Origin of the sequence: Aeromonas sp. FDAARGOS 1406, assembly GCF_019048565.1 — a bacterium.
Lineage (GTDB): Bacteria > Pseudomonadota > Gammaproteobacteria > Enterobacterales > Aeromonadaceae > Aeromonas > Aeromonas caviae.
The window spans coordinates 3917387-3931017 of sequence record NZ_CP077378.1; the positions used below are offsets into that span (position 1 = coordinate 3917387).

Below are 13631 nucleotides of genomic sequence, written 5' to 3' on the forward strand. Positions count from 1 at the left end.
CTCCACTCTTGAGAGCAAGAGTTGCATTTAGAGGCACATAATAAATTTTTGGTATCAAAATATGAATGAATTCAAATTTAACGAAATACAGCTTTCTGCAATTAATAAATTAGACAAACAAATAAACACAAAAAAAATTGAACAGGCAATTATTAATAACTCTTTCAATGAACTTGATAATGATGAGCAAGAGATATTTCTAGAGGTTGCTAATGCTTGCTACCGAGCAGGCTTCCCTGTTATTGATGACTCAGAATATGATGTATTCTATAACCAGTTTTCTGAAAAAGAACCAGCTAGTTCATTTGTTAATTCTGTAGAGCCAGAAGTGCTTCATCTGGGGAAAACTGTACCATTACCTCAGAAAATGTTATCAACAGATAAAGCATATTCCAAAGAAGAGATTCAAAAATGGCTTGAGAGAATTATTAATTCTGCAAATGAATTAAATATAGATGCAAAAAGTATAAGTGTACGCGTTACACCAAAGTTAGATGGCTATGCAGCCTACGATGATGGTGAGCGTTTGTATACTCGTGGTGATGGCGTTAAAGGTCAGGATATCTCAAGAGCATTTGAGCGAGGGCTTCAAGTTGCACAGAGCGGTGCACGAGGGCTTGGTGCTGGAGAAATCGTTATCGATAAAAAATATTTTGAAGAGAATCTAAGCCAGCACTTCGAAAACTCACGCAATATTCAAGCCGCAATAATTGCTGAAAAGAATGTAGATCCATTGGTTCAGCAGGCAATCAATGATGGGGCATGTGTTTTTTACCCATTTGTCCTACTTAAAAATTGGACTGGGCATTATGAGCAGTTGATGACTGACTTCGAGGACATTATTGATAGCATTTGGAATGCGGTTGATTATGATGTAGACGGAGTGATCCTGGAAGCAGTAGATCCCAGAATTAAAGAAAACATGGGCGCTACGCGGAAATTTCATCGGTGGCAGATTGCATTCAAAGTAAATGCTGAGTCCGCAGATGTGGAGGTTCTTGAGGTTACGCCTCAAACGTCAAGAACTGGAAGAGTTTCACCAGTTGCAGAGTTGGTGCCAACTAAGATTAGTGGTGCCACGATTAGTAGAGTGACAGTTCATCATTACAATATGGTCAAAACGAATGGTATTGGCAAAGGAGCTATTGTTCAGGTCGTTCGGAGTGGCTTGGTTATCCCTAAAATTGAAAAAGTAATTAAGCGGGTTGAACCACAAATCCCAACAAACTGTCCAAGTTGCCAGTCTCATCTAGTTTGGGAAGCAGATCACTTAATTTGTCAAAACAAAAGTGACTGTCCTGCTCAGACTGAGAATACATTGATTCATTTCTTTAAAACATTAGGTAACAATGATGGGTTTGGGCCGAAGGTTATAGAGAAGTTTACCAATAAAGGAATTAAGCACATACATGAAATATATGAGCTTAAAGCACATCATTTTTCTGGCTATGGCTTTGCAGAAAAAACAGCAAAAAATTTATTTGAACAGCTCCAGCTCAGTCGTAATGTAGAAATTGAGGATTGGCGCTTTCTATCGGCTTTTGGTGTAAGTCGCCTGGGTGGTGGTAATTGTGAGAAACTTCTTCGTCATTATTCTCTGACAGAAATATTTGATCTGTCTGCCGAGGATATCGGTAAGCTTGATGGTTTTGCACAACAGAGTTCAGAAGCGATTTTGGAAGGGTTGGCTAGCATTAAAGATGAGTTCTTTAAGGTCTACTCACTCGGTTTCAACTTGAGTATTACTCCCAAAGCATCCGATGATAGCCAGATTTCCACTCCTATTGCTGGGGCCACTATCGTTTTCACTGGCACTATGATTAAAGGCACTCGCTCCGACATGGAAAAACAGGCAAAGGCTTTAGGTGCTAAAGTTGCAAAATCAGTAACAGGTCAGACTACGTACCTTGTTACGGGAACAAAGGTCGGTGAAACAAAGATAAATAGTGCAAAAGAGAAAGGCGTTAAAGTTATCACAGAAGATGAGTATCTAGATTTAATTAGTTAAGTTTTGGGGTGTTAAAACTACTTATAATCTGGTGCAGAAGTAATAAATCCTGCACCAGATTATAAAACTTTTTGATGTGAAACATTCCCATTAATGTGAGATATGGCGGCTATCATCAAAACCTTTTCTAAAGGGTTCATCAAAGCAGATGGCTCTTGCAATTTCACTTCTCATTTCTGTCTTCTCCTGCTCGTTCAAACTAACCAAGTTATGAGAAAACTCATTAAAAAACAGCACAGGCTTAAATAAATATTGTGTTGAATCAAGAAATTCATGATTCACTCGCATCGAGAGATACTCAATTTTATCAATGAACCTATTGTAAACCCAGCCGCTTCTATGGCCTTTATTCCTGGCTGCCTCGGCAAGAACCTCTATCTCTCGCGTCAAGAATGAGTTAACCAGCTCAGCCTGGGCAGGAGCATTTGCACACAATGTTTTAAATGAATCAACCCACCACCGCTTAAACTGAATAGAGGAAAATGCACAACTACCGCCAAGCCAGGGTGACCGATACCCAATATCTAATCTACGAGTCGCCTCGTTTGAAGACAAAGGGAAAAATTTTTTCAATACTATCGAGCCGTGAGCTGAGCCTGAAGCCTGTTGTCCCCTCTGCCTCATATACCTCACCAGTGTTGTAGCTGCCAATATGGTGGTATAGAACCGTACCAAAGGGGGCGCTACGTTGGTCTTCTACTAACTGGTATAAAGCAAAAGACCTGCAATCTCCCAGATCCCACCCAACCTTTAAATCTTCACACAGGCTAGCATTGGTAGAAAACGTACTATTGAATTCATTTATGATTTCGGAATATGTATCCATATGTTCCCCTACCTTAACTCACGTAATTAGTTATCATAAGCCTGCCTTGACCTTGATGGTAACCTTGCACTGGTCATCCTTAATCCCATAACCAGTACATCCCCAAAAGTCACCATACTGACCATTACGGATTTTCATTGGTCGTCCGCACTCAGGGCATATTTTAATTTTGCAACCACAAAGAGAATTATTGCAAACACTCTCATTCCTCGTGTCAATTGAGGGTGAGTGGCATTTCTCACACACTCTAGCCTTTCCTACAGGACAGCCAAAACCTGTGCTACAAGCATAGAAATCACTATACGGCCCCTTGACCAACCTTAGATAGCCATCTGTACAGTATGGGCACTTGAACCTTTTTTTTGATTCCTCACTGAATGCTTTTGAAACAACATTTATCTTGTATTTTGGCGAGAGTAACTCCGTCACAAAATCGGATGGTGCTGTAGGATTGGCAATAATGTAGACTTTCTTCCTTGCTCGGGTAATGCCTACATACAGGAGACGCCTTTCCTCAGAATGAGGATATGGGTCTAGAGATGGCAGCAGGGATTCAACTATAAGGTTGTCTTTATTTTCATTAGGGAATCCCATCTTTCCTTGAAAGAAGCCGATTAAAATTACATAGTCTGCCTCTAACCCCTTAGATTTATGAAAGCTCCAGAAGTTAACATTGCGCAAACTATTAGTCTGTTTTAATGCACTCTTAGCCTCATTTAAAAGATAGTTATAACGAGCAATAACTGCAATGCTTCCAGTCGCATCATTCTCTCTAATCTTTTGAACAACCTCAGCGACTCTTTTATTCAAACCTCCTTTTTCTGGGGATTTGTCATCAAGCAGATAAATCTGTGAATCTTCAACCACAGTATGCGTTTCTATATACTTTTTATACTGTTCAGGATTTTCCATAATGAACTGACCAGCAGTATCGGCAATGCTATTGTTATAGCGGAAGGTCTTTTGTAGTTTAGTAAGCGTGTAGCTACCAACGATTTCACCAAAGCGAGTTGTTAGCTCTAACTTTCCACCATTAAATCGATAAATTGACTGCCAATCATCACCAACGACAGTTAGTGATGGCTGTGGCCCATTATTAATGATGGTCTGAATGAACTCCATTCGAGCTGTTGATATATCCTGGAACTCATCAACCAGTATGTATCGCCATTCAGGAATATATTTTCCAGCATTCACCTCCTGAATCGCTCTGATTATCATGTCATCAAAGTCAATTGCATTCTGTTCTCTGAGCTCACTGATATATGCATGATGAAGCAAATCCAAAATTTCTGAGAGCTTCTTGGAATGATGCACACCAGTAGCATCGAACCTACTCTGTATGGACTCTTTCGTTAGGCGTTCAACTCGAATTGATTGGAGGGCTTTTGTCAAAAGTTCACCCCAGCCTGTGATATGACCCATATCACGCAGCTTGCTGAACAATTCATCAGGAGATAATGGATTAAGAATGACACCATTATCTAACAGCTCTTTCTTGAGGTTTTCCAGTAAAACACCCTCTATCCATTCATAATGGAATGTCTCAATTAAAACAGTTTCACATTCATTATGAAGCATTCTTTTATTATTAATGGACTGATTATAAGAAACACGATCTATATCTGGCCTGGTTCTTCCATGACGGTCTATACCAAAATGCTCAATATAAAGTTCAGGTTCTATGATTTTAAAGTCTGGGCGATAGTCAAAACCAATATCAATACGCCGTTTGGTCACATATGGAGACTCATACTTATACTCAACACCATTCTCATAGAGGAAATTTGCTATAAGGAGTTCCTGATAGCCCTTAACGAGATCACTATTGAGGGTTCTAAATTCGTTGTCCCTGATATACGCTTCATATTCTGATTTTGACTTAAAATCAAAAGGGTTAACGGGTTCTGGGAACATGTTTATAAAGTCATAAATTCTATCGATATCTGATGATAAATATTCTTCAAGCCATGAGGTGACCCATAGTTTTAGCTTTACGTCATCCTCAGTAAAAATAGATATGTTGGTATCAACGTTTGAATTACGTAGAATCATCCTGCCTAACGCATGGAAAGTAGCAATCTCTGGAGTCGATTCTAGCTCAATATTAGACTTCTTAGCTTTATCTTCGAGGCGTTCACTTAGTTCGCCCGCAGCAGTCTTATTATATGCAAGAACCAAGATCTCCGATGGCTTCGCTAATCCTCGGTCTATCAAATCGAGGGTCTTAGCAACCATGACGGATGTTTTTCCAGTACCAGCTGCTGCAAGTACCATATTCCTATCATTTGAACGTAATACGCCTAAACGCTGTTCATTAGTTAATGGATTTGATTCTACTACATCAAAGAACTCTTTTCTTTTTATAAGTTGATACTCTTCGTGCTGCTCGCGTATGTAGTCAATATTAAGAGGATGGTATGATATTAGGTTTTTTACCTTCTCTATTAGTTCAGGATTTAAATATCTTTCCCATTGTTCGCTCTGGGCCTCATAGTCGCGGCTCAATGACATACATATCTGAGCAAGATTGATCACCCAAGAATCTCTTGGGTACTCGTCAAAAGCAAGACTATTAAACTCAGTAACTTTCTGCTCTATTGTTGTTGTAATGTGTTTTGCTATTAAAGTATTTAGCGACTCAACGAAGCTATCTGAATCAGCGCATCTAATAAATTTGTGTTTCTTAGTCTTACTTCCAATTTTGTAGGTAAGTATTCCGCCTAGGAGTTTTCGTTCAAAAGTTGCAAAACTCCTGAAATCGGATGCAGAGTCATTTTCTAAAATAGTATTTTTTTTTGAGGATACTAAATTATCTCCCTGCACAACAATAGTATCTGAGCCAAGGATTTTCCCAATGAAGTTAAATGAGAGCTTGGCTATGGAATCATTCATTAACAACTCTCTAATTAATGCGTCATGCGACTTATTTACTTGCCCACAAGTTGTGGTGCCAAATGAGTGATATCGTAACAGATTACATGAGTGGTTTGGTCACAAACCTGTGAGCAGAGAAAACTAGATGAGAGGGCGATCACACTGAGCTACATCTAAGTTGTGCTTTGGGTACGTAAAACCAACTGACAGCACACTGGGTGTTGTTTGACTCTTGTGGTGTGTGGTGTGTGGTGTGTGGTGTGTGGTGTGTGGTGTGTGGTGTGTGGTGTGTGGTGTGTGGTGTGTGGTGTGTGGTGTGTGGCGTGTGGCGTGTGGCATAGCATACAAGTCTCATAGGGCTGGCAACAATGTATCGCTCCATACGGCTACGTTGGCGACAAGCGGGAGAGTACGGTCAGCATCATCGTTGAAGATACTACGATTCCAGAGAGAGCTAACTGATAAAGCCAATAGAAAAGATCTTGATGAGTCCTCTTCGTTCATGGCATGATAATGTCATGGGTACTTCTGCACCCAGTTAGCCGACCTAGGCGAAGGTGTGTGACCAGCAGAGTGAAAGAAAATTCAATTAACCCTATTCTTCTATAGGGCGTATGTCGGCTAGCGCATCTAAATTGATGAAGGACAGGCGTATCATGAAACACCAAAACGATCACATCAAATTCCCTTCTGGTAATACCGTCGAATTTTGCCGCAAAAAAGCCAAAAAACTCGTCAAGGAAAAGGGAATAAAGCTAGCCCAAGCGTTAGACATCATTGCTGAGCTCAATGGGATTTCTGGTGGGTGGCACAATGCCATGCAGCAGCTTAATAATAAGCCTCAGCCCTCTGCGGTAATATCATCTAAACTACCTGAGAAATTGGAAAAACTGTTTGAGAAGATTGATGTAGCAATGCCTAATCTGCCTGATCATGTTGAGCAGCTGATTAGAAGTGCTGCAATGCCTAAGCTGCCTGATAATATTGAGCAGCTGATTAGAGATGCTGCAATACCTCAGCTGCCTGAAAATATTGAGCAGCTGATTAGAGGTGCAGCGATACCTAAGCTGCCTGATAATATTGAGCCGCTGATTAGAGATGCGGCAATGCCTCAGCTGCCTGATCATGTTAAGCAGCTGATTAGAAGTGCAGCGATGCCTAAGCTGCCTGATAATATTGAGCAGCTGATTAGAGATGCGGCAATGCCTAAGCTGCCTGATCATGTTGAGCAGCTGATTAGAGGTGCAACGATGCCTAAGCTGCCTGATAATATTGAGCAGCTGATTAGAGATGCGGCAATACCTAAGCTGCCTGATCATGTTGAGCAGCTGATTAGAGGTGCAGCGATGCCTAAGCTGCCTAGTCATGTTGAGCAGCTGCTTAAAACTGTTGATGCACTTGTTCCACGTGAACTAAGGGAGTATCAAAAGACACTAAAGCAGTTCGAGGATGTAGTTAACAAGCAGTTCTCTGACTTGAGGGAATAAGACTTCATGTAATAGAGAGACTGTACAGCTCTAGTTATCATCAGACACCGGCCATCAAACCGGTGTCTTGTTTACGGTACTTTAGTACACAATTCTTCGATATCAATTTCAAACCCTTCTTGAACATGCTGTTGGGGGTCTGCCCCTCCATCACCCTTCTCTGATTGCCAGCCCATTCTTGTGCTCCCATTAAAGGGCCATGATTTGGCTTGGCGAGGGCGCGATCGTGCTCTTTTTTAACCAAGAAAATTTTAGAGCCAACCATTGGCTCCATAGGTCTGATAATTGTGGCTGATTTCGTAGAACTGCTGGCTGCTATGGCCGATGAAATTGAAGGCTTTGCTGACGTTATTGAGCTCTTTGGTGGGGTCTAGCTGGCTGAGTCTACGACATGCGACTTCCTCGCTGGGGTGACATATGGCTTCATTATCCGTTTTGAAGACGGATGATTACTCCCTTTTGTAGGCTGTTGTCAGGTGAATACTATCTCCAAACAAAAAAGAGAAAAAACCCTGACCAGAGAGCATGCCAGGGCTTGGATTAAAATTTTTATATGACAATGTTTTTTAAATAAAAATCTGTTCTTAGTGTTTAGATTTTTCTTTTCTTAAAAACGCATAAACGGTGAAGGCCCATGCAACTGGAGAAAACAACACACAGAGAATGAAGTTAGCAAAAGCTATCTTTTTTTCTTTCTTATAGATAAACAATATAATGCTGGTTATCAATCCAATCAGCGTAGCAACTGCAAAGTAAATGTTATTGTTAATATCCATCTCTTCACCTCATCCAAAATAGCATTTATACACTTTGCCCTCAAATCCACATTTGAGTGGAGAAGATGAACCGCCTGGGCCGATGTTGCTTCCCCCTCCAAACGAAACGGGAACATTAAGTCTATCCAATGCTTTAATGAACTCTTGGAACGTACCTGGATCACCAGAGAATTTATATTCGTTGTTAAGATACGTTTTATCTAGAGGTAATTTATTACCATCCTTGTCACGTGAATCAGTTAGATCGAAGGTTAACTCACCGATATGATTAAGACCGGATATTCGGAAGTTTGCAATTGTACCGTCGGAGAACTTAACTGTTGCGTTCAAACGCACGCCATGTAATTTCCCTGCTATATTTATAATTAGCGACAAATAATCAACAGCATTCTGTCCATAGCTGGACGTTGTGAAGTAATATTGTGAAACCTGGCTCTCCAAATATGGTCTTGCAACGAGGGAATATGCACTTGGAGCAATTTCAGCAGGTATTGAAATCGATGTGTCAATGAATTTTTGATAGTCATTCTTTAACCGTTTCTGTACTACCATGTTAGACGCCATTGGTGCGTCAAGTGGAATGGCATCATATGCAAGAGAGTAAATTGGATCACCAATCTTATTGTATCTCACACTTTGGTAAACTGAATATTTCTTTGCAACACTTGTTTCAAAGTTAATAACATAAACCGTGTGAGAACCATTAAAATTACCAACTTCTTTTTTTGCAGCAGCAAGAAAGTTTCCATCAGTCGCACATGTATTACAGACTGTTCGAAACTCTAAGGCATTTGCGCTCGTTGATGCTATTAGCATAGCCACTACTAACAACCACTTTTTCATTTATATTTCCTTATTTTATTTGCTTCCATGGTTTCAATCGGAAAATAAACTACAATCAAGAATCGGGAAACGCAATAACAAGGATATAATTGGGGGTAAAATTTCATGAAGAACAAATAGCATGTAATAAAATACTCTCAAAGAGCCATTAATTAGTGATTGATATTGGGGTGCCCTCCTCTTAAAGCACCACAACTGGCTCTAACTAACCTTCTTAGCCTACTCAACCTCATCTCGTACATAGCAGCGTTGGCAAGCGTTATTTCCCAAATCAGCCAGCAAATCATGACTGTACAGATCTAAATAGCTGTTCCGAATAGTAGATCACCGGAGGAAGGGAACTCAGTCCAGTTTGTGCGATCTGATTAGTCGCTAAACAAAACAAGCCACACCCAAAGGACTGAGTTGATGCCTATCCTACCACCTCTGCCACGACCACAACGGCGCCGCATTCACAAAATCATCCATGCCACCCGTGATAAAGGACATGCTCGTCGCTTGATGGCCATCTTGCTGTTACATGAAGGACGCACGATCACCGATGTTCATCACCTTACCGGCGCTGCGCGCTCGACCATCGGTCGTTGGCTTCGGTGGTATCGAGATGAAGGCATAGATGCGCTAGAAGCCTTACCGGCTGGCCGTGCCCCAGTCTTACCTATCGCCAAGATTGTCACCCTACTGGTGCTGCTCATGCAGTTTTCTCCGCAAGATTTTGGTTATCAGCGCAGCCGTTGGTGTACTGAACTATTGGCTATAAAAATCAATCGGTTAACAGGGCTCAATGTGGCAGCCTCCACGCTCCGCCGATGGTTACCTCGTATGGGCATTGTCTGGCGCAGGCCCGTGCCGACCTTGCGGATAAAAGACCCAGCCTATCAGGAAAAAATGGCGAATATCGACGCCGCGCTGGCCCGCTGTGATGCCGATAATCCGGTGTTTTATGAGGATGAAGTCGATATAGACCTCAATCCCAAATTAGGAGCCGACTGGATGTTCAGAGCGCAGCAAAAGCGGGTTGTCACACCGGGGCAGAATGCCAAGCATTATCTGGCAGGCGTTCTCCACGCAGGCAACGGAAGGGTACTTTACGTCAGCGGGATCAAGAAAAACTCATCGCTGTTTATTGCCATGCTGGAAAAGCTGCGCCACCACTACCGACGAGCCAAAACCATCACGTTGATCCTCGATAACTACATCATTCACAAAAGCAAACAGACCGAGCGATGGTTGAAGAAGAATCCCAAGTTCTGCCTGGTGTTCCAGCCAGTTTACAGCCCTTGGGTTAATCACATAGAACGGCTATGGCACAAGTTACATGAAACCATCACGCGCAATCATCAATGCAGAGGGATGGCAAACCTGCTGGCCCGAGTGAAACACTTCATGGATACCGTGTCTCCTTTCCCGGGGAATGGCTATGGCACAGCGAAGGTGTAGCACTATTGGGATCAGTTATTTAGTTATCACCTGACACCGGCCTCAAACCGGTGTCTTGTTTACGCTACTTTAGATCGCACTTCCTTCGGTATCAATTTCAGACCCTTCTTGAACATGCTGTAGGGGATTTGTCCCTCCATCATCCTGCCCTGATGTGGCCGCTGGGTGTTGTAGTGTTCCAGGTAGCTATCTAGGGAAGGTGCGAATAAGTCATATGGCACGAGAGCATTTACTGGTAACCCATTGATATTAAATGACTAAAATTTTCATTTTTTGTTCGTGGGATACTTGTTCGCACTTTCCCTAGGTCTGTCTGCATCTGCTCCACCGACTCATACCAGGTCGTCCTCCCTTTGATGCGGAAGTGTTCATCCAGTAGTGTGCGATGCAGTCGCTCGATAAAGCCGTTGCTCTGCGGCCTGCGTGCCTTGGTTGTCCGGTGCTCAATCCCCTCCAGTTGCAGGAACAGCTCGTAGGGATGATGGTCTGGGCGAACTCGCGCCCGTTATCCGACAGGATGGTATAGACCCGTGCCTCGTGGGCCTCGAAAAACGGCAGCACCGTTTCATTGAGCACATGAACCGAGGTCACCGGCAGCTTGCTGGTGTAGAGCCGTCCCCAGGCGTGGCGGCTATAGCAGTCCAGCACGGTTTGCAGATACACCTTGCCAACCCCCTTGAGCGCGCCGACGAAGAAGGTGTCGACCGCCACCAGTTCTCCGGTGTAGTGAACCTCAATCTGGCGTTCGCGAAACTCGGGGCTGAAGCGTTCGAGCAGGCGAATCTACTCGTCATTGAGCTCAATGGTCTGCTCACGGTGAGTTTTCTCAAGGCGCAGCAAGCTGTCGTGTTTGGAGAGCAAGTCGTGCCGTTGCCACACGCCACGCACACCGCCCGCACTGACATTGATCCCTTGCAGAGCCAGTTCTTGAGCGACCCGCAGCGGGCCATGAGTTGGTCTGGAGAGGGAATAATCGAGGATGGCCTGTTCAATCTCGGGAGCGACCCGATTGGGATGAGCCCCTTTACAGCCGGGCAATTTGTCGAGCAATCCCTCGGCGCCATAGGTCTGGTAATTACGGCGATTTTCGTAGAACTGCTGACGGCTGTAGCTGATGAGCTTGTAGGCTTTGCTGACGTTATTGAGCTCTTTGGCGAGTTCTAACAGGCTGAGTTTGCGACGTGCTACTTTCTCGTTGGTGGTCATACGGTGACTCCAGATAACACGGTAGAGGGACCGTTTTATTATCCGGTTTGAAGCCGTATGACCACTCCCTTTTGTGGACAAGCGTCAGGTGAATACTATCTCCATACATGTTTCCTAACAACGCATATCACCTCTTAGCACCTACTCTGGGCTCTTTGCATCCAACGTCTGTTTAACGCCTTTTCTTGCAGTTATCATATACACAGAAAATAACCCTGTGATACCCGTAGCACCTGCCAGTACAAATAAAAAAGCTCCAGATGAATGGCTAAGAACAAATGCTCCTATGAATGGCGCTAGAAGCATAGCGCTGTTCTGGATTGCTTGCAGTCGTCCAGCTGCAATCCCAAGGCTAGCTTGAAAGTTTTCAGCCAGGTATACATTTGATGAGATCGCAAATCTAGAACTGAAAAGCCCTACAACAAAAAATATTATAGCCAATGATGCCAATTGTAATGTAAAAGGTTCATATAATATGGGGGCGATCAAAATAAACATACACATAGTAATAAAGGCAGGGAACAAGATCTCCTCAATTAGTCCTTTAAGAGAAGCAGACGTAGCATTACGAGCACTCCACAAGCCATACAGAAAGTTTCCTATAGCAGATGAAGATACTAATACACCAAGGGCACTTTTATCTAACCCGTTATCTCTAAGTAAAATTGGGAGTTGATTGTTGACCATGAAAACGGCGATAAAAAATATTGCCATTACTATGGCGTATGAATTCCAACTTTCATTACTCAATGTTGATGGCTTTGAGCTTGGTGAATTGTCCAGCCCATCTTTAACTGTTGTAGTCTTTATTGTCCAGAACACAAAGCAACCAGCCAGCGTTAATCCACCTGAAATCACCAATGCATATTCATCCCTCCCGAATGACGCGATTGCTCCACCAAGTGCAGGGCCAGTTATCTTTGCTGCACTATTCATCATATTTAGCAAAGAATAGTAGCGAGTTCTATTTTCCGCTGGTACACAACGAGCACTGATAACTGATATAGCTGGTGTGGCTATGCTATTAAATAGAGATCTAATTACAGCGATTGCCACAAAAATATATACGTTGCTTGCAGTTAATAGTGCAACGGTCAGCAACGCTCTTAGTATAAGACTTGTACGTAGCCAATGAAGAACTTTACAGCCATTAACCAAATTACTAATAAATCCGGTAAATATGATACCTGGCAATAGCATACTTGCGCCGATAATTGCTATCTCCATGCTATCAACTTGAAATCGATACACACATATTGTCAGTATGGCTATATAGTCAATCCATCCCCCGAACACGACCAACCCATCACCCAGTAAAAGTAGCTTGAGACGGTTTGTAAATGAATGAGTTATTTTATCCAAAAGAATACTCCTGCAACTTCATCTGCAATTTGAAGTGGTTTTGAAATTCCATTTTTTTCTCTAAATTCATCAACCGCTAGCTTACATCCTGGAAGATTATAATCATCAATGATGATGAATCCGCCATCGGATATTAGGTGATATACGTTATCTAGAACGTCTTTTGTTGAGCTATACCAATCCGCGTCAATTCTTACAACACTAAACTTAACATTAGCGGCTGATAATGATGGTAGTGTATCTTCAAACCAGCCGGGCATGAAAATTATGTTATCGTCGAGTAATCCATAACGATTAAAATTTTCCTTTACATCATCAATGCTTGCTAAGCAGTCCAGGTTATATATCGGGAGAGCCTTAGAAAAACGATGCCAGAAATGATTCGCAAAAATCCCATCCTGGGTGCTGGGAACTGGTAGACCTGAAAAGGAATCTGCTACATAAACCTTACGAGATGAGTTCAGGCTTTTCAGAACTCCAGCCATGTAGATTGAAGTCCCCCCTCTCAAAACCCCACAATCTAATACATCGCCAACAATCTTTTTTTCATTTATGATTGTTATGGCATCTCGTATATTATTTAATGCGTCGATGCTAACGTATGTATGAATATTTCTAGATCTCTTGGTGTACTGAAGGATTTGAGTCAAGTCTTCTGCGCTGATATTAAGATTGATACCATCGTTCATTAATAAGTCTAGAGTCTTCTTTATCTCGTCCACTTCATCAGGTGTTGCTTTTGGACTATCAGGCTCATAGATTTTGTTTGTTAGCACTTTACTTAATAAATCAAGATACACGAGAAC

The 13631-nt window shown here is 42.4% G+C and carries 8 protein-coding genes and 3 pseudogenes; 3 read left to right on the plus strand and 8 right to left on the minus strand.

The features are described from left to right. Nucleotides 1-61 precede the first annotated feature (61 nt). Entirely contained in the window at nucleotides 62-2008 is a 1947-nt protein-coding gene (locus I6L36_RS18560; RefSeq protein ID WP_109112731.1) for a BRCT domain-containing protein, read from the plus strand. Nucleotides 2009-2098: 90 nt separating this feature from the next. On the opposite strand, the gene I6L36_RS18565 is transcribed toward I6L36_RS18560, so the two are convergent. After that, on the minus strand, nucleotides 2099-2581 hold the full coding sequence (locus I6L36_RS18565) for a hypothetical protein (protein WP_162540602.1): 483 nt from the start codon (nucleotides 2579-2581) through the stop codon (nucleotides 2099-2101). Between the two features lie 286 nt (nucleotides 2582-2867). Next, nucleotides 2868-5729 carry a UvrD-helicase domain-containing protein gene (locus tag I6L36_RS18570; protein WP_216986775.1) on the minus strand — a complete coding sequence of 954 codons (2862 nt, stop codon included), beginning with the start codon at nucleotides 5727-5729 and terminating at the stop codon, nucleotides 2868-2870. A 638-nt stretch (nucleotides 5730-6367) separates the two neighbouring features. On the opposite strand from I6L36_RS18570, the gene I6L36_RS18575 reads away from it, so the two are divergent. Then, on the plus strand, nucleotides 6368-7198 hold the full coding sequence (locus tag I6L36_RS18575; protein ID WP_216986776.1) for a hypothetical protein: 831 nt from the start codon (nucleotides 6368-6370) through the stop codon (nucleotides 7196-7198). 169 nt (nucleotides 7199-7367) lie between these two features. Here the strand turns inward: I6L36_RS18575 and I6L36_RS22045 are convergent. Together I6L36_RS22045 and I6L36_RS18585 are read right to left on the minus strand one after the other, a co-directional pair. Further along, a pseudogene (locus I6L36_RS22045) lies at nucleotides 7368-7617 on the minus strand (IS481 family transposase); the annotation flags it as partial. A 366-nt stretch (nucleotides 7618-7983) separates the two neighbouring features. Further along, nucleotides 7984-8817 (minus strand): hypothetical protein, encoded by an 834-nt coding sequence (locus I6L36_RS18585; protein WP_125117149.1) that lies wholly within the window; start codon nucleotides 8815-8817, stop codon nucleotides 7984-7986. A 408-nt stretch (nucleotides 8818-9225) separates the two neighbouring features. Between I6L36_RS18585 and I6L36_RS18590 the strand changes: the two genes are divergently transcribed. After that, nucleotides 9226-10257 (plus strand): IS630-like element ISAhy2 family transposase, encoded by a 1032-nt coding sequence (locus I6L36_RS18590; protein WP_001809438.1) that lies wholly within the window; start codon nucleotides 9226-9228, stop codon nucleotides 10255-10257. A gap of 59 nt (nucleotides 10258-10316) precedes the next feature. Here the strand turns inward: I6L36_RS18590 and I6L36_RS18595 are convergent. The 4 genes and pseudogenes from I6L36_RS18595 to I6L36_RS18610 form a co-directional block, all read right to left on the minus strand. After that, nucleotides 10317-10451 (minus strand): annotated as a pseudogene (locus I6L36_RS18595) (IS481 family transposase); the annotation flags it as partial. 110 nt (nucleotides 10452-10561) lie between these two features. Next, nucleotides 10562-11463, minus strand: a pseudogene (locus tag I6L36_RS18600) (DDE-type integrase/transposase/recombinase); the annotation flags it as partial. Nucleotides 11464-11604: 141 nt separating this feature from the next. Next, entirely contained in the window at nucleotides 11605-12825 is a 1221-nt protein-coding gene (locus I6L36_RS18605) for an MFS transporter (protein ID WP_162540684.1), read from the minus strand. After that, on the minus strand, nucleotides 12813-13625 hold the full coding sequence (locus I6L36_RS18610) for a TylF/MycF/NovP-related O-methyltransferase (protein WP_109113166.1): 813 nt from the start codon (nucleotides 13623-13625) through the stop codon (nucleotides 12813-12815). Before I6L36_RS18610 ends, I6L36_RS18605 begins: the two co-directional genes overlap by 13 nt. Nucleotides 13626-13631: the final 6 nt, after the last annotated feature.

Coding starts and splice junctions, on each gene's coding strand:
- I6L36_RS18575 (WP_216986776.1), top strand. CDS start 6,368: ATGAAACACCAAAACGATCACATCAAATTCCCTTCTGGTAATACCGTC.
- I6L36_RS18590 (WP_001809438.1), top strand. CDS start 9,226: ATGCCTATCCTACCACCTCTGCCACGACCACAACGGCGCCGCATTCAC.
- I6L36_RS18585 (WP_125117149.1), bottom strand. CDS start 8,817: ATGAAAAAGTGGTTGTTAGTAGTGGCTATGCTAATAGCATCAACGAGC.
- I6L36_RS18560 (WP_109112731.1), top strand. CDS start 62: ATGAATGAATTCAAATTTAACGAAATACAGCTTTCTGCAATTAATAAA.
- I6L36_RS18570 (WP_216986775.1), bottom strand. CDS start 5,729: ATGAATGATTCCATAGCCAAGCTCTCATTTAACTTCATTGGGAAAATC.